This is a genomic window from Vagococcus entomophilus (genome assembly GCF_003987595.1).
GTDB lineage: Bacteria > Bacillota > Bacilli > Lactobacillales > Vagococcaceae > Vagococcus_E > Vagococcus_E entomophilus.
In genome coordinates this window covers 657,387-683,651 of sequence record NZ_NGJZ01000001.1, presented here as the reverse complement: position 1 = coordinate 683,651, position 26,265 = coordinate 657,387, and the positions used below count along the sequence as shown (strand labels likewise).

Here is a 26,265-nt window from a genome sequence, read left to right as displayed (position 1 = left end):
TTTCAACATGAAAATTGTGACAACTGAAACAATAGCTACACAAAAAATTTCCGAAATCAAGGGGGCAATTTTTAGCGAACAAGTAATTTCAGTCAATATTGTGAAAGATGCTTTAAGTGGAATTAAGGGTATTTTTGGAGGGAAGTCACACGCTTACTCCGCCGAATATAAAAAAGCAAGAGAGCTCGCTTTGATTGAATTAAAGGATGAAGCAAAAAAATTAGCAGCTAATGCGATTGTAGATGTTCAGCTACATTTTAATCAGTTTATAAACTCTGATATTATGCTGATTGTAGTCACAGCAAGTGGTACAGCTGCCGTAATTGCCCAAAATCAGCCTAACATTTAGCCCCCACAACTTTTTTAGCTGTAGGGGCTTACTTTTTATTTAGCTAAAAACTGCTCTAATATTTGAGTGACTCTTAGCATCTCCTGATCCGTCCCAATCGAAATCCTGAAAAATTGTTCTAAGCGCTTATTTGTAGGGAAAAAGCGAACAAAAACATGTTGCTCGTTCAGAAATTCAAATAATGCTTGCATATCAGCTTTGGGATGTGTCGTCAAAACAAAATTCGTCTTAGATGGAAGGACGACAAAACCTAACTGATTGAGCTTATGAGCAAATAGCTCTCTTGTATGTTGAATTTTTTGATTGATTTCTAGGTAGTACGTCTGGCTTTCAACCGCACTAACAGACAGTTCCTCGGATAGTGTGTCGACAGAGTAGGGATTGAACGAAGATTTGATGGACTCTAAAACCTGAATAAGATTTGGGTTACTTATGGCATAGCCAATCCTAAGACCCGCCAATGAGCGAGATTTGGAAAAGGTATGGACCACAACTAAATTCGGATACTTTTCAATTAAGGGGATAACAGAGACGCCACCAAAATCAATATAGGCCTCATCAATGATAACCACGCTATCTGAGTTATTTTTTAATAATGTTTCGATTGTGGGGCTCTCCTCATAAATTCCAGTTGGAGCATTAGGATTGGGAATTAAAATCCCCCCATTAAATCGATTATAGTCTTCAAAGTTGATACGAAAATCTTGCTTGAGAGGAACTTCTTGATAAGGAATATGAAACAAATCTGCCCAAACTTTATAAAAGCCATATGTGATATCAGGAAACAGAATAGGCTCTTTACTATTAAAAAAAGCTAACATACAAAAGGCTAGGATCTCATCTGAGCCATTCCCAATTACGAATTGATTACTCTGTAAGTGGTATTTTTTCGCTAGCGCTTCTTTTAACTTTTGATTGCTAATGGAAGAATAACGACTCAATGATTTTCCATCAAAATGTTTCAATGTATCCAAGACAGCAGGAGATGGGGGATAGGCATTCTCATTTGTGTTAATTTTTATCATGTCAGAAAAATTTGGCTGTTCGCCAGGCACGTAAGGCGAAATTGATCGAATTCCTTTCACTTGCATCACTCCTCAAATATGAATACTCTTACTATAAATAAATTTTCAGAAAATAACAAGAATTTACAAAATATTTTTAATTATTTCCCAAAAAGATGGAGCAATGAACAATTTTTATGCTAATATAGAAATCATCAAGGAGGGGAAGTATATGAAACATACGCTTTCACAAAAGTTCAATCGCCAAGTCGATCAAATTTCTGTCTCACTTATTCGGAAGTTTGATGAGCAAGTTACAAATATTGATGGCATTATCAAATTAACCCTAGGAGAACCAGATTTTAATACCCCTGAACATGTAAAACAAGCTGGTATTCAGGCCATTGAGGAAAATTATTCGCACTATAGCGGGATGTCAGGATTAATGGATGTTCGGGTAGCTGCTAGTGAATTTTTCGCAAAAAAATATGGCTTACATTACAAACCCGAAAGTGAAATTCTAGTTACAATTGGGGCAACAGAGGCAATCTCCGCTTCGTTATTGTCTATTTTAGAGGCAGGGGATAAAGTTTTGATGCCTGCTCCGATTTATCCAGGTTATGAACCCATCATTACTTTGGCAAATGCCAAACCAATATATATTGATACATCAAAAAATGATTTTGTGCTAACACCAGAAATGATTGATCAAGCAATGGTAGAGCATGGGGACGAGGTAAAAGCGATTATCTTGAATTATCCAAGTAATCCAACGGGTGTCACTTATACGAGGGAAGAAGTCCAGAAAATTGCTGAAAGTTTGAAAAAATATGACATTTTTGTGATAAGCGATGAAATATATAGTGAACTAACTTACGGTGGAGACCATGTCTCAATTGCAGAATTTATTCCTGAACAAACCATTTTGATTAATGGCTTATCCAAATCACACGCGATGACTGGCTGGAGATTAGGCTTTATTTTATCAAATGAGGCGTTCATTAAAGAACTAATGAAAGTTCACCAATATTTGGTCACTGCAGCCTCAACTGTTTCACAAAAAGCAGCAGTGAAAGCTTTGACACAAGGGATAGATGATGGTCTTGAGATGAGAGCTGAATATCAAATAAGGCGCGACTATGTTTATCAAAAAATGAACGACCTAGGCTTTTCAATTGCTCGTCCAAATGGGGCATTTTATATATTTGGAAAAATTCCAAAAGGCTTTAATCAAAATTCAATGGAATTTTGTGTCGATTTAGCTCAAAAACAAGCATTGGCTCTAATACCTGGAATTGCTTTTGGACCAGAAGCGGAAGGATACGTTCGTGTTAGCTATGCTGCTAGTATGGAAAACTTAGAAAAAGCCATGGAACGCCTTAGCAACTACATGAAAGCACATCCAGCACAATAAAAAATGAAATCATCCTCTTATCACAAGAGAGTGATTTCATTTTTTCTAAGTTTATAGATGACTACGATAAAGCCCAACAACTTTACCTAAAATCGAAACAGAAGTCAAAATGATCGGTTCCATCGTATCGTTTTCTGGCTGCAAGCGAATGCGGTTGTTTTCTTTAAAGAAACGTTTACAAGTTGCTTCATCCTCATCGGTCATCGCAATCACAATCTCTCCATTAGAAGCACTAGACTGCTTCCTCACAATCACGTAATCTCCGTCTAAAATTCCGGCATTAATCATACTTTCACCACGGATTGTCAGCATAAATAAAGAGTTTTCTTCATATTTTAAATGCGGTGGCAATGGAAAAAAATCGGAAGCTTCTTCCACTGCTAAAATAGGCTCACCAGCCGTTACAGTCCCAAGCATCGGGATGAGTTCAGATTTGACTCCAATTAGTTCTAACCCTTGTGCGGTAAGCTCGATTGCTCTTGGTTTTGTCGGATCTCTTTGAATAAGGCCTTTTTTCTCTAAACGAGATAAATGCCCATGAACAGTAGATGTAGAAGAAAGGTTAACAGCTAAGCCAATTTCTCTAACAGTGGGCGGATAGCCTCTTTTTTCTACTTCTTCATGAATATATCTTAAAACTTCTATTTGTCTGGATTCTTGCGGTTTGACCATCACTTTGCACCTCACAATTTCTCTATTAACGAAATTGTACCATACAAATGAAGCGAATTCAAACAAATGTTCGCATTTTATTTAGTTGAAAAAAATAGAAAGATACGCTACTATAAAAAGAAAAAGCTGGAGGACAATTATGTTATCTAAAGAAAAAATTGCTCGCATTAACGAATTATCCAAAAAATCAAAGGAAGAGAGTCTAACCTTATCTGAACAAAAAGAACAAAAAGAGTTGCGAGCAGAATATCTGTCAGAATTTAGAAGAGGCATGCGTAATCATATTGAGGGAGCCAAAATTGTTGATCCTGAGGGAAAAGATGTTACACCAGAAAAATTAAAACAGATTCAAAAAGAAAAAGGGTTACATGGACGTAAATAATCTTTTAAGATGAGTTGAATTCTCGATTAAAACGGTTGCAATTGTAACCTATTACAAGTAAAATATAATTAAGGTAAAAATTACCTAAAAGGGAGGACGATTATTTTGTTTGATAAAACAGACCAACTAGCAGTAAATACTATCCGCACGCTTAGCTTAGATGCAGTCCAAAAAGCAAATTCTGGACATCCCGGATTACCTCTTGGTGCAGCGCCAATGGCATACGCACTTTGGACAAAACATCTAAAAATTAACCCAACAACATCTAGAAATTGGGTGGACAGAGATCGCTTTATTTTGTCTGCTGGACACGGTTCGGCTATGCTATATAGCTTGCTCCATTTAGCTGGATACAAAGTTGGAATAGAAGACTTAAAAGCTTTCCGTCAGTGGGAAAGTAAGACGCCTGGTCATCCAGAGGTTCACCATACAGACGGGGTTGAAGCAACTACAGGACCACTCGGACAAGGAATTGCAATGAGTGTTGGTTTTGCAATGGCAGAAGCCCACCTAGGTGCAACATATAACAAGCCTGACTTTGAAATTGTCGATCACTACACCTATGCTCTTTGTGGAGATGGGGATTTGATGGAAGGAATTTCTCAAGAAGCCATTAGTCTAGCGGGGCATTTAAAATTAAACAAGTTAGTGGTCTTATATGATTCAAACGATATCTCTCTTGATGGTCCATTAGATAAATCATTCAATGAAAATGTTGGTGCACGTTTTATTGCCTCAGGTTGGCAACACATTTTGGTAAAAGATGGCAATAATCTTGAAGAAATTTCTCAAGCAATTGAGCAAGCAAAAGCCAATACCACTCAACCGACTCTTATTGAAGTCAAAACTGTGATTGGCTTTGGTGCACCTAATGAAGGGACTAATAAAGTCCACGGAGCACCACTTGGTTCTGAAGGGGTAGAAATCGCTAAAAGAGCCTATGCCTGGAAATATCCTGACTTTACAGTTCCTGAAGAAGTGGCGCAACGCTTCAAAAAAGAAATTCAAGATAAAGGAGCTCAAGCAGAAGAAAAATGGAACACATTGTTTGCAGCTTACAGCAAACAGTATCCTGACTTAGCCCAACAATTTACAGAGTCATTCAAAGAAGAATTGCCAAAAGACTGGAGCAAAAATTTACCCGTCTATAATGAAGGCGAAAGTAGTGCTAGCAGAATCACCAGTAAGGAAACCATTCAAGCGTTATCAAAATCAATTCCTTCATTTTGGGGTGGCTCCGCAGATCTTTCTTCTTCAAATAACACAATGGTGGCTCAAGAAGAGGACTTTCAGCCAGAAAGTTATGCCGGGCGCAATATTTGGTTTGGTGTACGTGAATTTGGAATGGCGGCTGCGATGAACGGGATTGCTTTACATGGAGGAACGAAGGTCTATGGTGGGACATTCTTTGTCTTTGTGGATTACTTCCGGGCTGCTCTAAGATTGGCTGCAATCCAAAAAGCACCTGTTACTTACGTCCTCACGCATGATTCAATTGCAGTTGGAGAAGATGGCCCCACACATGAACCTGTGGAACAACTATCTAGCTTGAGAGGTATTCCAAATGTTTCTGTGCTTCGTCCTGCTGATGGAAACGAAGTAGTGGCTGCATGGAAACTTGCTGTAAAGTCAAAAGATCACCCAACAGTGCTTGTACTAACTAGACAGAATTTACCTGTTTTACCTCAAACAAAAGAACTTGCTTCAACGCAAGTAGAAAAAGGAGCATACGTCCTTTCCCCACAACATGGAACGCAACCAGAAGGAATTTTGATTGCAACAGGTTCAGAAGTTGCATTAGCGATTGAAGCTCAAAAACAACTAGCCCAAGCAAATATCGATGTTTCTGTGGTTTCTATGCCTAGTATGAATCTTTTTGAAGCCCAAGATGCTGCTTACAAAGAGAGTGTCTTACCAAGTGCTATTAGAAAAAGAGTTGCCATTGAAATGGGGGCAACATTTGGTTGGGAACGCTACGTAGGATTAGATGGCGCTATAATCGGGATAGATACTTTTGGGGCAAGTGCTCCAGGCTCAACCGTTATTGAAAATTATGGTTTTACTGTCGAAAACGTAGTTGCAACATTTAATCAGTTATAATAAATAAAAGCTGAGTTCTCAAATGAGTTCTCAGTTTTTTATTGATAAAATCATCCGTTTATTATAAAATGAGTTTAATATGTGGAAGAGGGTGTAAACTATGTTTAAACAAAATTTCAATAAACGATTGTTTTTAGTTTTATTAACTTGTTTGTTTTTTTCAATTTTATTCTTTAAAAAAGCAGATGCCTCAATCGTTGTATCATCTGGACAGTTTCGATTGACTGCTGAAAATTCGTGGGATTATTCGGTAAAGAAAAACTACGCTAGATTGAATTGGGAAAAAATCAGCAATCTTTCAAGTGGCGGCTATACTCTTTATCAATCTGAAGACGGAAAAAATTGGGCTGCAAAGTCTACAAACTATGGAAAAGCCATTCGTGTCTTAAATGTCTATCCAAATACTGCCAGATCCAATACACTAAAAAGTTGGATGGATGCTCTGGGATTAAAAGATAATCAAAATCAAAATCTCATTCAGGTAACACCTATTGCATTGAGTAATTTCAATCGGAACCCTGATGCTTACCTCAAAGATAGTCAAGGAAATTTTCAATATGATGTTATCATGTTCGGCTCATGGGACTCGAACAACGGACTAGATTTAACGAGTAATAGTGTAAACAGTCTCACTCACTACATCACCAGTGGTCGAGGAGTTTTATTTGGGCATGATACTGTGACATCAAATAAGGCGAATTTCAAAAATTTTGCTGCGAAATTAGGTATTTATGTATACAATACCGGAACGAATAATCCATTTAATAAAGAACTTAGGTTGGGAAGTACAAAAGTTAAGATTATCAATAATGGCTATTTAGTAAAATATCCTTTTGAACTAAGCAATGATCAACAACTAACTATCCCACTAGCCCATTCTGGCGCACAGTTATCTTCAACAGCCGTTAGATGGATGGAATTTTTGCCACCGTTTAAAACTGTATCAGAAAATTCTACTGGTTTTATCGTTCAAAATCAATATGGAACCAATAATCACTATTTAATTACCAAAGATAATCTCGGCATGATTCAAACCGGACATAGTAACGGCGCCTCTACTGTCGATGAGCGTAAAATCTTGGCTAATACACTTTACAATTTGGCGCAGGTCACTTTAGATAGTGAAGCAAGTGACTACACGGTAAAAGATACTACGTCTCCTGAAAGTCCCACTGTTAAAGTGAAAAGCGGAAACTTAGCCAATCTCACGCTTGAAATGAACGCTAAAGATAAAGGGAAAAATTACCAATGGTACGTAGAAGCAAGTACTAAAAACCAAGGAAAGTTAAAATCCGATATTGTTTCCGAAGAGATCATCAGTGACATCCAAGGATATATCTATATGTGGGATGAAAAAGAGTCTACTATGCCAATTGTCAAAAAAAATGAGTACGGTGAGGTAACCAACCTCACAAAAAAAGTTGAACCCGAGGACTCTCGAATAATTGAAATTTCCGGTATAAATGGTCTAAAAGATGAAAATAAATGGTTACACGTAGTAGCAGTCGACAGAGCACACAATATCAGTACGGTTAAGCATGTCCAATTAAAAGAAATTCTCAACTCTTTTCAGATTACCGAAAAGTACTTGGATCAAGAGGGGAGAACGATCAAAAATGATACTACACGAGAAATTATTAGAAATGGCTCATACAAAGAGAGAGTCCCAACCATTTCTAACTACCAAATTACGGGATATCAAATAGATAACCAACCAAGTATTGTAGCTAATGAAAATACGAGTGTTACCCTGAATAAGATTGCCGCACATCATAACATTACCTATTTTTATAAGAAAAAAATCTCGATTTCTCTTCGTCAAACGATTGAAAATCCTCATCAAGATTTAGCTTTACCTAAAAATGGCTATGCTTTTGCTAATCTGGTCGGAACAAATTTTACTCTTTCGACCATTTCTGAGCATTACTCATTTTCTTTTCCATCCTATCTGTCCCACCCTTCTAGTCAAGGGAGCGTTTATACACTTTTTCTAAAAAAAGGAAGACAAAATCTAAGAGTCGAAACAATTATTCCAGAATATTACATTTTCAAGGAAATGCGGATTTCCACCAAATCATTTTCAGATAATCAACCTTTCATCCAAAAAGACAAAGTTGCCAAACTTGACTTTACCTCTACCAGTCATTTCTTCTTGACCATTTCTCTTCAGCCTAAGATATCATCTGTCCAGTATCCAGCAAATTATAGCTGGCAGAAGAATGAAAAGTTAAATTTTTTAAAATAAAAAATAAAAATATCGTTAGATTAAGAGGATTTTTTCGTTTTTTGTCTATTTTGTGCTAGAATATTGATGTAGGCATTATTTTAGGAGGAAACAGATTGAAACAAAAAGAACTAATAAAAAATGTAATATGGTTTGTTGGACTTATCGCCGTTTTGTGGGGGCTTAGAGCATTTGTTTTTTCACCGGTAGTTGTTTCAGGAGATTCTATGAAACCAACTCTTGTAGACGGCGAACGAGTAATCGCATTAAAAAATGTTAAAATTAAACGATTTGATATTGTCACATTTCCTGCACCAGATGAAGCAGGGAGAGACTATATCAAGCGAGTAATTGGTCTTCCAGGAGATACGATTGAATATAAAGATGACACGCTGTACATCAATGGGAAAAAATATAGCGAACCTTATTTAAATGAGTATAAAGCTAAATTAGCTAACGGAGCAAAATTAACCGATGATTTCACTTTAGAGAACAAATTAAATGTGACAAAAGTACCCGAGGGCCAGCTCTTTGTTTTGGGGGACAACCGTCAAATCTCCAAAGATAGCCGCTACATCGGATTTATCTCTGAATCAAAAATTTTAGGGGATGTTCGCTTTAGCATTTGGCCAATCAGCAAATTCGGCACTATTGATTAATTATCCAGAAAACTTAAGCAAAGAAAAACAGCTAGAAAGAGGCTCTAGCTGTTTTTTCTTTTGTCTGCAAACTAATTCATTTAGTTTAAACTCACATATTTGTAACTGTCTGGACCAAATACTGGGATCACCAGATCTTTGACATAGGGGCGCAATAAATAAGTACGAGCAGGTTGGTAAAGTGGAATCAGCGCCATATCTTGTCCAATAGCAATTTGTTCTGCTTTGATCAAGTCTTGCCAACGTTTGTCCTTGTCCAAGACATCTGTGGTTTTAGAGGCTGTTAATAATTGATTCACCGTTTCATTTTGATACGTAAATTTCCCATCGAGACGTTCCAAAAAGTTGATTGGATCCGTAAAATCTGCATACCAACTACTTACAGCAATCTGATAGTTCTTACTTGAAATACTTTCCAATAAACTTTTCAGTGGCAGAGTACTAATAGTTACTTTCATACCGGGTAAGTTTTGTAGCTCTGATTGCAGGAACTCAGCTAGTTTTTTGGTTTCTTCAGAATCTTTTACCGAAAGATTGAGCTCAAGAGAAGTAAGACCCGCTTCTTTTAGACCTTGTTTCCATTCACTCAACGCTTGCTTTTTGTCGTAATAAGAAAGTTTCCCCGACTCTTTACGGAAGTCTTCTCCTGTTTTAGGGTTTGCTGCCATATTCGCTGGAACATACCCTGTGAGGGCTTTGGCGCTGTTTTTCATAACGTTTTTTACGTAGGCTTCTTTATTGATTATATAGGACATTGCCTTTCTGATATGAACATTATCAAGTCCTTTAACTGTTTGATTTATGGGGATATAAATAGATGCAGCCTCATTTACACTATGGTAATTTTTGTCGGATTGATATTGACTAATAAAATCACCAGACAAAGAGGCATAGTCAATTTGTTCGCTTTCATATAGATTCATCTCAGTCGAAGAATCTTTTAACACATTCACCTTGACTGAAGAAAGTTTGACATTCTTTTTATCCCAATAAGCTGGATTTTTCTTATAAGTCCAGGTTGTATCTCCTTGTTTCCAATTTGAAAGGACAAATGGTCCATTATAGATCAAATGACTCTGATCATTCCCATATTGATCTTTTTGTGAGGTAACATATGCTTTATTTTGTGGCGCAAAACAAGGAAGTGTTAACAAGTTGACTAGATACGGTGTCGGAGTTTCCAATTCGACTTTTAACGTATGGTCATCAACTGCGACAACCCCTAACTCTTCAACAGGTAGTTTCCCGTTAATAATTTGTTCTGCATTTTTAAACATTGTAAACATATAGCTTGCACTACTAGCAGTTGAGGGATTGATCAACTTTTGCCAAGCAAAGACAAAATCTTGCGCAGTCACAGGCGTTCCATTTGACCATTTGGCTCTTGTATTTAACTTAAATGTATAAATCTTTCCATCTGAGCTGACCTTAGGCTGACTTGCTGCTACACCGAGTGCGGTTTTTCCATTTTTATCGAGTGTAAATAACCCTTCAAAAACGTTATTCATGGCCGTATAACTAACCAAATCGGTGGTACCAGAAGTATCCATAGAAGAAATTTCTGACCCCGTTGTCACAACTAATTGCGTTTTGGTTGTTTTACTAGTGGAGGAATCATTTTTTTTGGTTGTTGTTGAGCAACCACCTATGAACAAGATTCCTACTAGTAGTACTCCCATCAGCCAAACGTCTTTTCTTTTCATATTTTCCAACCCCTTTTCTATGTAATAAAAAATAACATAAAAAAGAGCTTTTGTCATTTTTTAAGATGAAAACGGATTATAAACGCTCAAAATATAACATATGCTGATTGGTAACTTTATAATGATTTTATGAGAAAGAAGAGTTATAGTTTACAAATCTCTCAAGAAACGCTACTATTAATTCAGAATAATTTTAAGGAGAGAAGTATTATGTCCGAAGAAAACGAGATGAACCAAGCCGTCGAAGCAACCAAAGAAAAAATCCTAACTGCACTAGAAACTGTCATCGATCCTGAACTGGGCATTGACATTGTAAATCTAGGTTTAATATACGAAGTAGAATTAGATGAAGCTGGAAAATGCACCATCAAGATGACCCTAACCACAATGGGTTGTCCCTTAGCAGATGTATTGACAGAGCAAATCCACGAAGCTTTAAGTGACGTGCCAGAAGTCGTGGAGCCAGAAGTTAAACTTGTTTGGTACCCGGCATGGACGACAGATCGAATGAGCCGTTATGCAAGAATTGCATTAGGGATTCGTTAAGGATTCGTGTTGATTTAACAGGATTTCTGCCGCATTTAGTATGTAGAATTGGACATCGGGTATCTACACTAAATGAGGGTGTTTCCGATATGGATACCAGACAGAATGAGATAACAAGTTGAAACTCTTTTATTAGCTTTTAGAAAAAGTTGATAAAAGAGTTTTTGTTTTGCAAAATTTCAGGTTAGAGGAACTACTAGAAGAAATGTTATTAAACGAAAAAGCCAAAGGAATCTCACAAAAAACGATAAAGAAGCGTCAGAAGTTTTTGAAACTGTTCTTTGAATTTTTGAAAAAAGAGCATATATACTTTATTGAAGACGTGATACCAAAAAGCATTCGGCAATTTCGGTGCTGATGGAATATTCTGGTGTTTAGTTACTTTTAGGAAAATTTGCTAAGAATTTCATAATAGTTGATTGCATATTCCGTATGGAAATCAATATCTTCAGTAAATAATTGACAGTATTTCATACTATTGTTGATAATTATAATCAAACAATTACAATTTGAAGAAATCTCATATCTACCAACTTTTAGAAAATACTTTTTAATCTGAACAGGTGGTATATTACTATAACTAAATTCTTATTCAATATCTGCTTTAACCCTAAAATTTAAATGTTTTTTATTTTTTAAAACTGTACTATATACTCATTTTGACTCTTTAATGATATAATGAATATAATAATTTAGTGATTTAGTAATTTAGTAATGGAGGCTACGAGTTGGAAGATTTCGAAATTGATTTACCTAAAGAAACATCGTTATTAGTAAATGTTACCGATAAAAACTTATACAATTATGATTTTTCATCTTATTCATTATTGCCATTGCAAAAAATAGCTTCAAAATCGATAACGGCAAAAATTAAAGATAGTTTATTTTCAAATATTTCACAAATAAGTTTGATTGAAAAATTGTCTAATCAGAAAGAAACAGAATATGTAGCTAGGATATCTAATTTTGCAAAAGACAAGATAAATTCAGGAGAATGGTCGTTTGGTATAAGAAAAGAAACAGGTGAAACTTACGCTGTCATTAAGGATAATTTAAGTGGGAAAAATAAAAGTTTTGTTACTCTTGACAAGAGGATTATAAAAGATTTGGGTGTTTTACCAGAGTTATCGGCAATCCAAGGTCAGTTAGCATCCATTTCAGAGCAAATTGAAGGATTAAATCAAATTATACAAAGAGTAGAGAAAGGACAGTATAACGATAGGTATGCTGGATTTTTCTCAGCTAGACAATTAGTTGTTGAAGGATTAGCTTCAGAGAATGAATCAAACAAAAGAGAGCTATTGATTAGTGCTATCAAAATCGCTAATGAAACAATTAGTAAGCTAATGATTTCTATTCACGAAGATTCAGCTCTTCTAATTGATTCAAAAACAAAGTCTAAAGATGCACGTAGAATTGATAATTTATTGCAAACCTCTTTAGGTTATTTAAACTCTACAGTCCAATTAAACTTGATTGCATATACAGCTTTGGGAGAAAAACAGGCTTTGTTTGCAACAATGACGAACTATCATTCATTTATTGAGCAAGTATTGATGAATAAAAATGAAAATGGAAAAACTGTTGCGTGGTTATTAGATAATGCTCATATGGGGGATGACGGAAGAATCCAGGAATTAACCAATGCTATGTCTGCAAATATTGAGGTGCTTTTAGCAACTTATAACAAGGAAAGGGTAGACGTAATTGAAAATGAAAAAATCGAAAATAAAGACTTGTAAATATCCGAATTGTAATAAAGAAGTTCCATCTGATAACTCTTTATTTTGTATGGAACATCGGCGTAGTTTGAAGGAAAAAAGACATGTAGTTGGAACTGCTATAGGGAGCTTAGCATTTCTAGGAGCGACTACACTAGCAAACAGTATTAAGAAGAAAAAGATATAGCTGGCTTTTTTACTGTCCGATAGTTATGGAAAAACTGTCATAATGTCATAATTAGATAGAATACTTATTTAAACAGAAAAATAATAATATTTGATGAACTTATTCAATTAGCAAGGGAGCAATCAAGTAAAATTTAAAGTGGTAAGGGAACTCTCTTTGAAAAAAATGCTCAAATTTATTTCAAAAACGAACTGACATACAAAAACTTGTCTTTAGATGTTTGGTTAGTAAATGAAGTTCCAAAGGAATAGGCACCCTCTACGTTAGAGATAATTATTGATAATGATGTTTGGAAGTGAAACTTATGAATATAGACTATATTCTAGATGAAAATGTTAAATTTTTAATGAGCTTTTCTAATAAGGAAATTGGACAATTAACGGAAGAACGGTTATATGAAAATGTAGCAGATGACCGCCTAAGATTTTGTTTCGCAGTATTTCAAAATCAGTTTAATTCTCTATTTTCTTTATTGAATAAAAAGGCAAATTATAATAATCATTTTAATGCAGACCCTAGTAGAGAATTGATAGCATTAATTGAGAAATATGAAGAGTTTGAATATTCTTTATCTAAAACACATGATGCTTTTAAAATAATGGATGATTATGTAGAGGCGATGCGATTTATTCAACCACATCTTAGTAATTCTGGTGGGTCACCTATTCCAGAAGATTATCAGTTATTAAACATAGTTAAATATGAACCAATTATTTTTTTTGAAAAGAAAATTGAAATTGTAAAGGAGAATAACCGTTTATACTCTTCTTTAAAATTGGTCAATTCAGGTTCTTATGCAATGGTTTATAAATTTAAGGATACTTTTTATAATCAAATTTTTGCTTTAAAAAGAGCAAGAAAAGAACTAACATCTACTGAGTTACTACGATTAAAAAAAGAGTTTGAAAATATGAGAAATATGGATTCTTTATATGTTTTGAAAGTTTATAAATATAATGATGATGCGAATGAATTTATTATGGAATATGTGAAACAAACTCTTAAAGAGTATATTGATTCGAACAACACAAAATTACAATTATTTGAAAGAAAAAGGTTGGTTACTCAATTATTTAATGCTTTTAAATACATTCATTCTAAAAGGATTTTTCATAGAGATATTTCACTGAGCAATATATTAGTAAAGGAATACGATGACAAAACCGTTATCTTAAAAGTCTGTGATTTTGGCTACCTTAAAGAATCTGATAGTACATTGACTCGCCAAAATACTGAATTTCAGGGTAGTTTGAATGACCCACAGTTAAAAATTATGGGCGCGGATAAATACACTATTCAACATGAGATTTATGCGTTAACTCAGGTGATTTTTTATATAATGACTGGAAGAAAGAATGTGAATAGTAATAAAAATAAAGAAGTAGAGAAGTTCATTTATTTTGGTATGAATGCAGATTTATCTAAAAGAGTAAAAACTTTAGAGGAATTGAAAAAAATATTTTTGAAAATAGATTGGGGTAAATAAGTTTGAATATCCAAAAATCTTTATTAAACTTTCTTACAGATGCAGTTGTTTTTCGAAGCAGAGGGACACTTAAAGAAGTTTAATAAAAAGATTAATATTCTGGTATCTGAAATCCATTAGGATTGAGCGAATTCAAACGTGAACATTCGATAGAAATACTGATATAACAAAAATGACCCTAACCACAACGGGTTGTCCCTTAGCAGATGTACTAACAGAGCAAATCCACGAAGCTTTAAGTGACGTGCCAGAAGTCAAATTTATTTGGTATCCGGCATGGACGACAGATCGAATGAGTAGATATGCAAGAATAGCACTTAAGATGAAAGTAGGGAATAGTATTTATTTAATAATGTTTATCACTCATAGTGATTTTCTATATAGCGATTCAAAGAAAAAATCTAAATAATATCATAGAAAAGACCCATTACTAAATAAAGTAATACTGCTAGCAGTAATAACTATAAATTGATAAACTTTCTTGTATATAGACATTTTCTTTTTTTATTTATAATTAAATATATACTTAATATAAAAGCAAATGTCCAATTTAAAAGAACTTTTGCTACATTCTATTGAACTACTCAATCCAAATAAAAAAATTGTTTATCAGTAGTGAGAGTTTGTATGTTATTTTTTAAATGAAAGGTTATATAAACTATGAAAAAAATCGATGAGAAGATATCAGCTATTGATACAAACATATGCCAAAATATTGATAAAAATCAAGATAATAGAGGTTTTTTAGCACAAAATATATTGGCTCAATTAAGAAATTTTGTAGAATATATATCAATTAAATACTATGTTAATTCGATTAGTGGAGACATAAGTGGTATTCCAGAGGATATGTACGATGAAATTAACCAGGGATTAAACTTTATCAAAGGTAATTCTAAATTATATTTCTTAGCTAAATTCCACCAAATGCTTCAAAAATCTGTTTCACATTACACTATGAGTGAAGAAAACTCTGAACGTTTAATGTTAAAGTATTATGAATACCTTTTGAAAATAAAGAAAAATTTGAAAACAGATTTTAATTTAAATGTTCTTTCGAATATTGATAAGTTTCCAGTTAATTTAGATAATCAGTTGAGTGATTATTATGAAAAAATAGTTGATAAATTAGAAATGACATATGTCTCTGAAATATCTGAGGATAGATACTATATACAGAAGACAAAACCTTTTTTTATTGACAATGAAATTTACTATGAAATTACATTTAGGGAAGCAAATGACAAAACAAGTAAATTTGAAAGAAATATTGCGTTCACTAACCAAGACATCCTATCAAATTATGCTGTGAAATTATCAATTAAGCATGACACAGTAAATATGTATGGTAAACATATGCCAATTCTTATTATTAATAACTGGGAAGTTTCCATTCGTCCATGCGAATTAAATGTTTTTTCACAAATTTTAAATAATTTCACGCAAATTCAATCAAATCATAATGAATACAGAAGGTTAATGGAATTCATAAAAAAAAGTAGATTTAATATATTAGATATTCTTTTATTAGAGACGAGTAGTTACGAAAAAGTAAAAAAATATGTGACTTCCAAATCAAAAAAAGTCTATTTATTTAAAACACTTGATACATGTAGAGAAATCATCCTTAATAATCGTCCTGGTTGTAATGTGTTAAGATATCTATCCTACCATTTCAATAACAAAATTATGAAGTTGCAAAAAAATAGGTATGGAAATTCTTGTGAAAGATTATCAAATTTGAGAGTAGAATATGGATGTATACCTTTTGATGAAATGCCATTTGTCAGTTCACTATTGGGTCATAATCCTAAGATATATGATTTATTATGGTGCATAGATACAAATGGTAGAGAACATGAGCTATTAGCTAGAAAAATTCAAATCAATTCTCAAACTAATGGTAAACTATACACTTCAATCGATGAACTTGAATCTTTTGAAGATATCCATTTGTTGATAGAGAAGTATAATTCCAATCTATATTGGAAGCAAAGGGAAACTAGAGAAATAGGCAATGTTGGAAAAAACTACTATATCAAAGGTTTTGAAGATGATGTTATTAATATATTAGAGAAATTAAAAGAAATTTCGAAAGAAGGAATAGAGAATTATGAAAACTCAGTTGAATCTTGGCTAAACACAGGAAGCTACATTATTGATTGTAAGGATAAAAAGGAAATTTTGAAGACGATGTTTTCTAATTCTAAGGTATCTTTAATTTATGGTGCAGCAGGTACAGGGAAATCAACAATGATTAACCATGCTAGTAATTTTTTTGGACTTCAAAAAAAATTACTTTTAGCTAATACAAATCCGGCAGTGGATAATCTGAAAAGGAAAGTTTCTGCTCCTAATTGTGAATTTAAAACTATTGCAAAATATTTATACAGCAAAGAGAAACAAGATTGTGATTTGTTGATAATAGACGAGTGTAGTACTGTCAGTAATTCTGATATGATTAAAATTTTATCAAAGGCAGACTTTAAATTGTTAATCCTTGTAGGTGATATTTATCAAATTGAATCAATTACTTTTGGAAACTGGTTTAAATTGGCAAAGACTAATGTGTCAAGAACGTCTGTGTTTGAATTGACAGAACCCTATAGAACAAAAGATAAGCCTTTATTAAACTTATGGACAAAAGTAAGAAAAAATGAAGATGATTTGATTGAATATCTAACTGCGAATAATTACTCTGTTAGACTAGATGAAAGTGTATTTTTAACTGATGATTTAGATGAAATAATTTTGTGTTTAAATTATGATGGTTTATACGGAATAAATAATATTAATTGTTTTCTGCAAAGCAATAACCCTAATAAATTAGTGAATTGGGGAGTTGTATCATATAAAATTGGTGACCCTGTGCTATTTAATGAAACATCAAGATTTTCTCCAGTACTGTTCAATAATTTAAAAGGTAAAATTTCTAATATTGAGAAATTAGATACTGGAATTATTTTTGATATTGAAATAGAAACGGTAATTAACGAGATTGATATTGTAGATTTAGATTTGGAATTGATTTCATCAACCCAAAATAGCTCAATAGTTCGATTAAGTGTTTATAAGTATCCAAATATGAGTGATAATGATAATGATAGTGATGATACAGTTGTTCCATTCCAAATAGCTTATGCTATTTCTATTCATAAAGCTCAAGGCTTAGAATTTAATTCGGTAAAATTAATAATAACTGACGAAATTGACGAATTAATAACGCATAATATTTTGTATACAGCTATTACAAGGACTAAAAAGAATTTAAAAATATATTGGACTCCAGAAACAGAAAAGAAAGTAATAGAACATATTAGGATAGACGAGAGTAGAAAAGATGAATCGATTTTGAAAAGAAAATTAAAGTAGGTTTAGTTGATACCTTCCACCTTATCGCAATGTATAAATATACATAAAGAAAATGAATCTCCTAACCTCTTACATGGAACTTATTCCATACATCCACAACCTTAAATTGTTGACAGACGAGTAAGATATCGGGGGTAAAGGCGCGACCATACTCTTTGAGCAGTTCAGTAAAAAATAGCTTGTGTTCTTGGTACCAGTAGTCATAACTGCGATTTCCTTCACCTTCGGCATAAGCAAAATCTTTTGAGACGTTTTTCATCGGTACGATTTCAACTGACGTAGTTTGAATAATTGCTAAAGGTTGATGATTGCCAGATAAAACAATGTCATATTGACCGATTTTTGGGAGCGGTTCTTTCTCCATTTCGAATAAGAAGTGCGCAGAGCAAGTAGCCGTTTTTATCCCTTCAACGACGAGTTTCCCAAGCTCATTGCCCATTTTTTCTGAGCCATTGCCAAACATCCAGGCATCTGGAATTTCCTCTTGAACAGAGGGATGCGTGGAGGCATAGGTTTTCCAATAATTTTGGATTGTAGTCAATTTAGTAACCTCATTTCTACTTTTACGATTGTTTATTTGAAGTTTAGCATGAATTACTCGGGGTGAAAAGTCATCGGTTGCCAACACATGATGCATTTTGTATTGTTTCGCCAAATTTCCCATGTTAAAATTGAAATTGTCTGCCAGATTGTTACCCAACTAAATAAGTTAAAAAAAGATATCGGAGGAGTAAGATGAACAAAGATGAAAATACGTTTGTAAGCTATTTGACAAAGATTGGGGAAGTTGCACTAAAAGTGGTATTAATTGCATTATTAATTTTGTTGATTCAATTGCCTCTTAGTTTTACTGTAGGTTATATGCAGAAGGGTTCAAGTCAAGATCTGTTGGTTCCAGCCTTCATTTTCTTAGGAACAGCCGGTTTACTCTGTGGAGTTTGGCTTCTCTACAAGAAAGTTTCCTATGATTTGCCTGTTCAGTGGACAAGTAAAGATATTATGAAAGATATCGGGTTATTTTTTGCTATGAGAATTCTTGTTGCTCTTATATCGATTATTTTTATTTCTGGACAAACAAAAAACGATACTGCGATTGCTAGCTTTATCCCCAAAGACAAGAGTTCTTTGTATTTTATTTTATTTGTCCTCATTTTAATGTTTGTGGGGCCTATTTTAGAAGAATTAGTGTTTAGAGGGATTTTAATTAATTTATTCTTTAAAGACCGCTTCAAATGGTTGGCAATTTTAGTGTCAGGGCTTGTATTTTCTTCAATGCATTTGAGTGACAGTATCGCTTCCTTTTTACTGTATTTTCTAATGGGCGCAATTTTTGCTTTTGCCTACATAAGAAGACGCAACATCCGAGATTCTATTTTGATTCATATCTTGAATAATATGTTAGCAGCATATGCTTTGTTATTTCTTATCTAGTAAAAAACAGGGGGGAAATAAGTAGGTAATTTCAGCTTATTTAATCTGTTGCCTCTGTTTATTGAATACTTAGAGCCTAGAACATCACTTAAGAGTGATGTTCTAGGCTCTTTTTTTACGCTTTATTTATTTTTTTTTAAATGAATAGTATCTTGAAATCAAGGGGAACTTTTTATATAAAACCATATGTCCAATAAGTAAGCTAGTAAGGAAGACACCGACGATGTTTAGTCCGTAAACTACCCAATCAGCTTGAAACGAAAGATTCGTTGGAATGGCCCCTCCAAAAGGGATGCCTTGGACCCCTAGAGAAAACGTGGTGTAAAAGACAAATACTATATAAACGGGGACATTCAATTGTTTCAGCGTCAAATAGTTATCTTGTTGCTCTAAAGAAATACGCTTAAAGACCCAGTATGTAGCTAAAGAGAGTATAACCAGGAGTAAAAATGGTATCAACAATAATAATACTTTGTTGCGATAGAGTAGATAAGTAAAAGCCTCATAAGGAACAGAGGTATATCTCCAAAAAGACTGAGCAGTGCCACTGAAATTAGGGTTAAACAGAACCAGAATGTCTGCAATGCTTGCGGTAAAGAGCGTAAACGAAAACACCAACCCAATAGAAGTGACAATACCCAAACTTACTTTATTAACCAACGAGGCCATTAGGATTCCTGATGCACTAAAAACAAGACAGAAAAGACAGGTGTAACAAATTTTCCAAATCAGAATGGCTAAAGGAATATTAAAATAAAAGGCAGGAACAGAATAGGCAACAATTAAGTAAAATAGCGTACTCCCGATTATAGAAGTGAATAGGACCGTTCCCATTATCGCAAACAATTTTGTTAAAAGAATTTCTAATCGCGAGAATTTACTTTTTAGTAACAGTCGATTAAATTGACTTTGATTGTCAAACGAAAGCAATAAGAAAGCAAACAGAAAACTTAGACAAAGCAACATATAGAGGGGATTGCTGCCGTGTTGAAGCGTATAAGAGCTGGCAGTTTTTGCCGTTTTTTTAACCAAGAAGAACTGCATGCTGCTCTTTTCATACTCTTCAAAATTTTTATAATCTTTATAACTATTTATAAAAGAGGGGACTCCTGTTTTTGTATTTTCACTCTCTATTATTTCAATCTTTTTACCCTCATTATAGCTTTTTTTACCTTCTTTTTTATACTCAGGCGTCTTATGATAATCTATTGTATCTTGCCAAGTTGAAACAGAACTTTTTCCTGATATAAAACTTGTGCCTACACCCAAGATAAATAGACACAGCAATAAAGGCCAATACTTTTTCAAAATTACACGCACTAATTCTCTTTTCAATTTATTCACTCCTAGTCAAATAATTTATAATCAAGTTCTTCTGTTAATTCAGTGACAAACAAGTCTTCTAAATTTAAAGGTAGTTCTTCAAATAAAACGGGATGTTCGTTATCAATTTTTTCTTGCAGATACTCTGTGATCTCTGGGAAAATGCCAATGACTACTCGACCTTGAACTTGAACAATCTTACAATTTTCTTTCACGATAGCAGGGATTTTTTTCTGAGAGAAAACCATTTGGACTTTTTTCATTTTTTCTTTTGTTTGATCAAGTGTGTAATCCTTGATGATTTGATTTCCTTTTAAAATAAGCACACGGTCAATCAGCGCTTCAAGTTCCACTAGGTTGTGTGAAGAGATCACAATTGACTTTTCCCCTGTGCTCGCTTCTTTTAAAAGCAATTGAATGACACTTTTTTTGACAAGCACGTCAAGACCATCAAAAGGTTCGTCAAAAAAATAATAGGTGGCATTAGTTGAAAAAGCTAAAATCATGTTGAATAATCCTTGCGTCCCTTTAGAAAGGTGTTTATATTTACTATTTATATCCAGCTTATAAATATCTAGCAACTCAAAAAACTTAGTTGAATCAAAAGAAGAATAGAGTTCCTGGTAAAAAGATGCGATTTTTTTGGGGGTGAGCGGATTTAATGCATGATACTGTGTATCCAAATAAAAATATTTTTCTTTCAGAATACGATTTACTTCTAAAGAGCGATTCGCAATCTTTATTGTACCCGTATCTGGTAAATACTCTCCTGTAATTGTCCGAAAGAGTGTCGTTTTTCCGGTACCATTTCGTCCTAACAGACCAACGATTTGGCCTTTTTCTAGTGTAAAATTTATTTTTGACAACACTATTTTGTCCTCAATTTTTTTAGATAAATCAATAATTTCCATTTATTTCCCCTCCAAATTCCTGTATTGTTTGTTTCACCCATGACTGTATTTCTTCCAAAGGAACCTCGAAATAGAGGGCTTCCACAACTGCTTCTTGTAGTTTCGTTTTTATTTTATCCATCTGTTTACTAGAGGGACTGGAGGTTGCGCTATCTTTAACAAACGTTCCTCTTCCTCGCACTGTTAAAATAACATCTTGCGCTTCCAACTCCTTATATGCTTTACTCACCGTATTAGGATTAGTTAGAAGTAACGCCGCCATGTCTCGAACTGAGGGTATTTTATCTCCTGGGATTAAGATTCCTTTTAAGATATCCTCCTTAATGCCGAAAACAATTTGTTCATAGTAAGGCTTGTTGCTTTGTTTGTTAATCTGCATGCTGATCGACTCCTATCTCTATGTGTACTAGTATACATAGTACACATAGAGATGTAAAGTTTTTTCGCATCGCTTAAAACACGAACGTTATCCGTATAAAAATGAAAAATATACACTTTTACATTGTGCTTAATAAAATCTTGACCTATAATAAAGACGGAAATGATGAAATCGTTAAGAACATTGAGAAAAGAAAGGGATTATTATGGAAAAGTTTTTTAAATTAAAGGAGAATAACACGGATATTGGAACTGAAATCACTGCTGGTGTAACAACATTCTTTGCTATGAGTTATATTTTATTTGTCAATCCAGCTGTTTTATCACTAACAGGAATGCCGTTTCAAGCTGTTTTCTTAGCTACCATTATTGCGGCGGTAATCGGTACTCTTGTGATGGGACTTTTTGCCAATGTACCCTATGCTCAAGCTCCGGGTATGGGCTTGAATGCATTTTTTACTTATACTGTTGTCAAAGGCTTAGGCTATTCTTTTGAGGAAGCACTCGCGATGGTATTTTTATGTGGATTAATTAATATTTTTATTACAGTTACAAGCATTCGAAAGTTAATTATTCGCTCAATTCCAGAAACCTTACAGCATGCGATTGGCGGAGGAATTGGCATATTTGTTGCGTATGTGGGCCTAAAAAATGCTGGCTTATTAAGTTTTACAATTGAAGCCAAGCCAGTAAATGGTGCCGTAAATGGAAATAGTATTGTTCCTGCACTTGCAAATTTTAATAATCCTGCTATTATTCTTGCTGTAATTGGATTGGTTCTAACGACTACTTTGGTTATCTTAAATGTTCGAGGCGGTATTTTGATTGGGATTTTGGCGACCACAATTATCGGAATCCCAATGGGCGTCGTTGATTTGAGCCAAGTTGGTAATTCCTCCAGCAGTTTGGGGCAATCTTTTAAAGATTTAGGCACAACATTTGGCGCCGCTTTTGGTTCGAATGGCCTTTTATCACTGTTTAGTGACAGTTCAAAAATTCCACAGGTGCTGATGACCATTTTAGCATTTAGTTTATCTGATACCTTCGATACAATCGGTACTTTCATCGGAACAGGTCGCAGAACGGGTATTTTTAGTAAAGAAGATGAATTGGCTCTTGAAAATAGCCATGGCATGCGTTCAAAAATGGATAAAGCTCTATTTGCAGATGCGATTGCGACTTCAGTTGGGGCTGTTTTTGGAACATCCAATACAACCACATATGTTGAAAGTGCTGCTGGAATTGGCGTAGGAGGAAGAACGGGTCTTACTTCTGTAGTCGTTGCCATCTTGTTCTTACTAAGCAGCTTCTTGGCTCCCTTTATTAGTATTGTCCCAGCACAAGCAACTGCGCCCGCACTTATCTTAGTCGGCATCATGATGTTGTCCTCGTTTAAAGAAATTGAATGGTCAAATTTAGAAGAAGCAGTTCCAGCATTTTTCATCTCAATCTTTATGGGGATTTGCTATAGTATTTCATATGGTATAGCCGCTGGTTTTATTTTCTTTGTACTGGTCAAAGTAATTAAAGGAAAGAGCAAGGATGTTTCCCCAATCCTTTGGGTCGTAACTGGCTTATTTATTTTAAATTTCGTTATTTTAGCCATTTTGTAGAAGAAAAGGGAAAGTAATTCCAATAAGCAATAAATAGGAGCATAGAGACCCCGATAGAAGGGATCTCTGGCTTTTTTTATGTATTCTTAATTTTTTTATGCTAGAATAGAGCGAGAATAAAGGGGGAGAAGGAGCCATGACGGAAAAAGGAAATTCTAGAAAAAAAGATTGGGAAAGAACGCATCAAACCATTCTAGCTGTTGCCTCTTCTTTATTTATGGAAAAAGGCTATCGCTTGACATCTACTCGAGAAATTGCCAAAAAATGTGATATTACACAGCCCAATCTCTATCATCATTTTTCAAATAAGAAAGAAATTTACCTAGCAGTTATAGAAGCACTCACAAAAGAAGTGAAAACTGCACTCCTAACCATATTAAACAAAGGCTTAACATTAGAGAATAGTTTGCGGGAAATGATTGATATTTTACTAGAAAAACATCCAACTAACCTATTTAAAATGTTACAAGATATGTCAAACGAATTAGATACAAGCGAGCAAAAACTAATGTATCTTTGGTTTCATGAAACCTATATTTCTAGTTTTATTCAGCTGTTTGCGCAGGTAAAAACAAGCCCTAAATTAAAACAGCGTGTCAGCGATGAGCAAGCCGCAAGTTTTTTATTATATAACGTGAGCGCTCTTATGGAAGTGCAGCAGACGTATCAAAAAAAGCAAAGTCAGCAAAAAATTAATGAAATGATTGATATGATGCTGTACGGACTATATCAAACAAGTGAAAACCACGAAAGCGAAAGAGTGAATCCCTGATTTTGCTGTCAAAGATCTAATTAATCCACCTAGTTTTGACTACATCAATCAACAGATAAAAACGAGTGAATTTTTCTTCACTTTTCCTTCATACTTCACTTATCAGTTGATAAGTGATATTATAAACGAAAGAATAAAGGAGTGAACACTATGTTTTTAGGAATCAATGAAATGAAGTACACAAAAGCCAAGTATGTGCTCATCATCTTAGTGATTGTTATGATCACTTGGTTAATTGCTATTCTCTCAGGGTTAGCCAATGGACTGCAGCAAGGAAATCGCTTGGCTGTAGACCAGTGGCAAGCCAAAACGGTCATTGTCACAAAGGAGTCGAATAAAAACTTAAATGCTTCTTCACTAACGGAAAAAGAGGCTTCCAGTCTTCTCAACAACCAAAACATTGCTGCTGTTGCACAAGCTGCTTTGGCCATTAGAAATGACTCGAGTAAAGACTCAACGAGAACCAATACCAGCTTCTTTGGTGTAAGTAATCAAAGCTTTTTAAGACCAAAGGTGACATCGGGTAATCTCTATCAAAAGAAGAATGAAGTTGTTCTTTCAGCAGATTTAAAAGAGCAAGGATACAAAATTGGGGATAAAATTTATGCTGGGACCTATAAAACGCCGCTAGAAATAGTCGGTTGGACCAAAAAAAGCACCTACAATATTGTACCGGTAATTTATACATCTATCGAGACCATCCAGGCAATCAAAGGGCAAGACACTCTTACTCAAGAAAATAAAACCATTAACGGACTAGTAGTCCGTAAAAATGGCGTCACACTTTCCTCTTCTTTAAAAGAAAAAGTCGTACAGCTTGATGTAAAAAGCTTCATTGAAGCGCTCCCGGGTTATCAGGCACAAAATCTAACTCTTGATACCATGATTTACTTTTTAATTATCATTGCTTCTTTTGTGATTGGAATCTTTATCTATATTATGACTTTACAAAAAACAGCAATGTTTGGTGTCTTAAAGGTTCAAGGAGTTCCAACCAACTATCTTGTAAAATCGGTAATTAGTCAAACAGGGATATTGGCTGTTTTAGGGGTAGCCATTGGCTTAATTTTAACTGCAATTACCGTTCAGTTTTTACCAAATAGCATGCCCTACACCACGAATTACCTAGCACTTGGATTAAACAGTCTTTTGCTCATTATCATTGCACTACTTGGAGGGTTTATCTCCACAAGAACGATCAAAAATATTGACCCACTTGTTGCGATAGGAGGATAATCATGACAAATGTCTTAAACATACGAAATATTTCAAAAGTATACGGAAAAGGGCACACTGAGGTACAGGCGTTAAAACAAGGTGACTTTTCAATGAAGCAAGGAGAATTTGTGGCATTGATTGGACCATCTGGTTCTGGTAAAAGTACATTTTTATCTCTTGTGGCCGGACTGGAACAACCAACAACTGGACATGTTGAAATTGGAAGCACTGATTTAGCTAAAATAAAAGAAAAAGAGCGTGTTCGCTTACGTTTTCAACAAATTGGCTTTATTTTACAAAATGCCAACTTAGTCCCTTTTCTAAAAGTGAAAGACCAACTTCATTTGATTGAAAAAATTGATGCTACTAAAAAAAATCCGAACAAAAAAGAAGAATTGATCCAAAGCTTAGAGATTGCTCATCTGCTTGAGAGTTATCCTCGTGATTTATCTGGGGGCGAAAAACAACGAGTGGCAATCGCTTGTTCTTTATATCATGACCCTAAAATCATATTAGCCGATGAACCTACGGCAAGTTTGGATACAGATCGAGCTTTTGAGGTGGTCAATATTTTAGCTAAGGAAGCAAAAACACAAAATAAGGCGATTCTAATGGTCACACATGACGAACGACTCCTAAAATTTTGTGATCGTGTAGTCAAAATTGAAGATGGCACACTTAAAAACAGCAATTAATATTTAAAAAAAAGAAGTTTTGGCTACGGTCAAAACTTCTTTTTTCTACTTCCAAACATTCGTTATTTCAACTCTATCCAATAAGAATAAAAAGCGAACAATGAC

General features: G+C 34.3%; 22 protein-coding genes and 2 pseudogenes. 17 read left to right on the top strand and 7 right to left on the bottom strand.

The genetic code is table 11. The features are described 5' to 3' along the window. The first annotated feature begins 7 nt into the window (after positions 1 to 7). The gene (locus tag CBF30_RS03110; RefSeq protein WP_126822664.1) at positions 8 to 349 is read left to right on the top strand and encodes a heavy metal-binding domain-containing protein; all 342 of its coding nucleotides are present in this window, start codon (positions 8 to 10) and stop codon (positions 347 to 349) included. 35 nt (positions 350 to 384) lie between these two features. Here the strand turns inward: CBF30_RS03110 and hisC are convergent, their stop codons facing one another. Next, positions 385 to 1,443, bottom strand: a complete 1,059-nt coding sequence (gene hisC, locus CBF30_RS03105; protein WP_126822662.1) for a histidinol-phosphate transaminase — start codon at positions 1,441 to 1,443, stop codon at positions 385 to 387. A 142-nt stretch (positions 1,444 to 1,585) separates the two neighbouring features. On the opposite strand from hisC, the gene CBF30_RS03100 reads away from it, so the two are divergent. Continuing rightward, a complete protein-coding gene (locus tag CBF30_RS03100) occupies positions 1,586 to 2,767 on the top strand; it encodes a pyridoxal phosphate-dependent aminotransferase (RefSeq protein WP_126822660.1) in 1,182 nt (393 codons plus the stop codon). Between the two features lie 51 nt (positions 2,768 to 2,818). Here CBF30_RS03100 and lexA read toward each other — a convergent pair whose 3' ends face one another. Next, positions 2,819 to 3,439 (bottom strand): transcriptional repressor LexA, encoded by a 621-nt coding sequence (lexA, locus tag CBF30_RS03095; RefSeq protein WP_126822658.1) that lies wholly within the window; start codon positions 3,437 to 3,439, stop codon positions 2,819 to 2,821. Between the two features lie 139 nt (positions 3,440 to 3,578). Between lexA and CBF30_RS03090 the strand changes: the two genes are divergently transcribed. The 4 genes from CBF30_RS03090 to lepB all read left to right on the top strand — a co-directional run bounded on the left by CBF30_RS03090 (position 3,579) and on the right by lepB (position 8,804). Then, complete coding sequence (locus CBF30_RS03090; protein ID WP_126822656.1) at positions 3,579 to 3,821, top strand: DUF896 family protein; 243 nt, start codon at positions 3,579 to 3,581, stop codon at positions 3,819 to 3,821. Positions 3,822 to 3,926: 105 nt separating this feature from the next. Continuing rightward, positions 3,927 to 5,921, top strand: a complete 1,995-nt coding sequence (gene tkt, locus CBF30_RS03085; RefSeq protein ID WP_126822654.1) for a transketolase — start codon at positions 3,927 to 3,929, stop codon at positions 5,919 to 5,921. Positions 5,922 to 6,021: 100 nt separating this feature from the next. Further along, positions 6,022 to 8,166: a DUF5057 domain-containing protein gene (locus CBF30_RS03080; RefSeq protein WP_126822652.1), complete on the top strand. Its 2,145-nt coding sequence runs from the start codon at positions 6,022 to 6,024 to the stop codon at positions 8,164 to 8,166. 95 nt (positions 8,167 to 8,261) lie between these two features. Beyond that, the gene (gene lepB / locus CBF30_RS03075) at positions 8,262 to 8,804 is read left to right on the top strand and encodes a signal peptidase I (protein ID WP_126822650.1); all 543 of its coding nucleotides are present in this window, start codon (positions 8,262 to 8,264) and stop codon (positions 8,802 to 8,804) included. Positions 8,805 to 8,884: 80 nt separating this feature from the next. Here the strand turns inward: lepB and CBF30_RS03070 are convergent, their stop codons facing one another. Next, on the bottom strand, positions 8,885 to 10,507 hold the full coding sequence (locus CBF30_RS03070) for a peptide ABC transporter substrate-binding protein (protein ID WP_170168917.1): 1,623 nt from the start codon (positions 10,505 to 10,507) through the stop codon (positions 8,885 to 8,887). A 210-nt stretch (positions 10,508 to 10,717) separates the two neighbouring features. Between CBF30_RS03070 and CBF30_RS03065 the strand changes: the two genes are divergently transcribed. The 6 genes and pseudogenes from CBF30_RS03065 to CBF30_RS03035 all read left to right on the top strand — a co-directional run bounded on the left by CBF30_RS03065 (position 10,718) and on the right by CBF30_RS03035 (position 17,819). Then, on the top strand, positions 10,718 to 11,053 hold the full coding sequence (locus CBF30_RS03065; RefSeq protein WP_126822647.1) for a metal-sulfur cluster assembly factor: 336 nt from the start codon (positions 10,718 to 10,720) through the stop codon (positions 11,051 to 11,053). Positions 11,054 to 11,222: 169 nt separating this feature from the next. Continuing rightward, positions 11,223 to 11,402 (top strand): annotated as a pseudogene (locus CBF30_RS12120) (tyrosine-type recombinase/integrase); the annotation flags it as partial. 379 nt (positions 11,403 to 11,781) lie between these two features. Continuing rightward, positions 11,782 to 12,795 (top strand): hypothetical protein, encoded by a 1,014-nt coding sequence (locus CBF30_RS03055; protein ID WP_126822644.1) that lies wholly within the window; start codon positions 11,782 to 11,784, stop codon positions 12,793 to 12,795. A 470-nt stretch (positions 12,796 to 13,265) separates the two neighbouring features. Further along, complete coding sequence (locus CBF30_RS03045; RefSeq protein WP_126822642.1) at positions 13,266 to 14,447, top strand: protein kinase family protein; 1,182 nt, start codon at positions 13,266 to 13,268, stop codon at positions 14,445 to 14,447. A gap of 145 nt (positions 14,448 to 14,592) precedes the next feature. Then, a pseudogene (locus tag CBF30_RS03040) lies at positions 14,593 to 14,775 on the top strand (metal-sulfur cluster assembly factor); the annotation flags it as partial. Between the two features lie 332 nt (positions 14,776 to 15,107). After that, positions 15,108 to 17,819: an ATP-dependent DNA helicase gene (locus CBF30_RS03035; protein WP_170168916.1), complete on the top strand. Its 2,712-nt coding sequence runs from the start codon at positions 15,108 to 15,110 to the stop codon at positions 17,817 to 17,819. A 61-nt stretch (positions 17,820 to 17,880) separates the two neighbouring features. Here the strand turns inward: CBF30_RS03035 and CBF30_RS03030 are convergent, their stop codons facing one another. Further along, the gene (locus CBF30_RS03030) at positions 17,881 to 18,360 is read right to left on the bottom strand and encodes an ASCH domain-containing protein (RefSeq protein ID WP_245974991.1); all 480 of its coding nucleotides are present in this window, start codon (positions 18,358 to 18,360) and stop codon (positions 17,881 to 17,883) included. A 194-nt stretch (positions 18,361 to 18,554) separates the two neighbouring features. Between CBF30_RS03030 and CBF30_RS03025 the strand changes: the two genes are divergently transcribed. Beyond that, positions 18,555 to 19,250, top strand: coding sequence for a CPBP family intramembrane glutamic endopeptidase (locus CBF30_RS03025; protein WP_126822640.1), 696 nt, complete (start codon positions 18,555 to 18,557; stop codon positions 19,248 to 19,250). Between the two features lie 126 nt (positions 19,251 to 19,376). Here CBF30_RS03025 and CBF30_RS03020 read toward each other — a convergent pair whose 3' ends face one another. From CBF30_RS03020 to CBF30_RS03010, 3 genes are read right to left on the bottom strand one after another with little or no spacing between them, the layout of a single operon-like run. Next, positions 19,377 to 20,585: a hypothetical protein gene (locus CBF30_RS03020; RefSeq protein WP_126822638.1), complete on the bottom strand. Its 1,209-nt coding sequence runs from the start codon at positions 20,583 to 20,585 to the stop codon at positions 19,377 to 19,379. An 11-nt stretch (positions 20,586 to 20,596) separates the two neighbouring features. Next, complete coding sequence (locus CBF30_RS03015; RefSeq protein ID WP_126822635.1) at positions 20,597 to 21,484, bottom strand: ATP-binding cassette domain-containing protein; 888 nt, start codon at positions 21,482 to 21,484, stop codon at positions 20,597 to 20,599. Continuing rightward, positions 21,471 to 21,863 (bottom strand): GntR family transcriptional regulator, encoded by a 393-nt coding sequence (locus CBF30_RS03010; protein WP_126822633.1) that lies wholly within the window; start codon positions 21,861 to 21,863, stop codon positions 21,471 to 21,473. Before CBF30_RS03010 ends, CBF30_RS03015 begins: the two co-directional genes overlap by 14 nt. Positions 21,864 to 22,068: 205 nt before the next feature. On the opposite strand from CBF30_RS03010, the gene CBF30_RS03005 reads away from it, so the two are divergent. The 4 genes from CBF30_RS03005 (at position 22,069) to CBF30_RS02990 (ending at position 26,160) form a co-directional block, all read left to right on the top strand. Then, a complete protein-coding gene (locus CBF30_RS03005; RefSeq protein ID WP_126822631.1) occupies positions 22,069 to 23,475 on the top strand; it encodes an NCS2 family permease in 1,407 nt (468 codons plus the stop codon). A gap of 136 nt (positions 23,476 to 23,611) precedes the next feature. Then, entirely contained in the window at positions 23,612 to 24,247 is a 636-nt protein-coding gene (locus CBF30_RS03000; protein ID WP_126822629.1) for a TetR/AcrR family transcriptional regulator, read from the top strand. Between the two features lie 150 nt (positions 24,248 to 24,397). Continuing rightward, the gene (locus tag CBF30_RS02995; protein WP_126822627.1) at positions 24,398 to 25,483 is read left to right on the top strand and encodes an ABC transporter permease; all 1,086 of its coding nucleotides are present in this window, start codon (positions 24,398 to 24,400) and stop codon (positions 25,481 to 25,483) included. 2 nt (positions 25,484 to 25,485) lie between these two features. Next, positions 25,486 to 26,160 (top strand): ABC transporter ATP-binding protein, encoded by a 675-nt coding sequence (locus tag CBF30_RS02990; protein WP_126822625.1) that lies wholly within the window; start codon positions 25,486 to 25,488, stop codon positions 26,158 to 26,160. Positions 26,161 to 26,265: the final 105 nt, after the last annotated feature.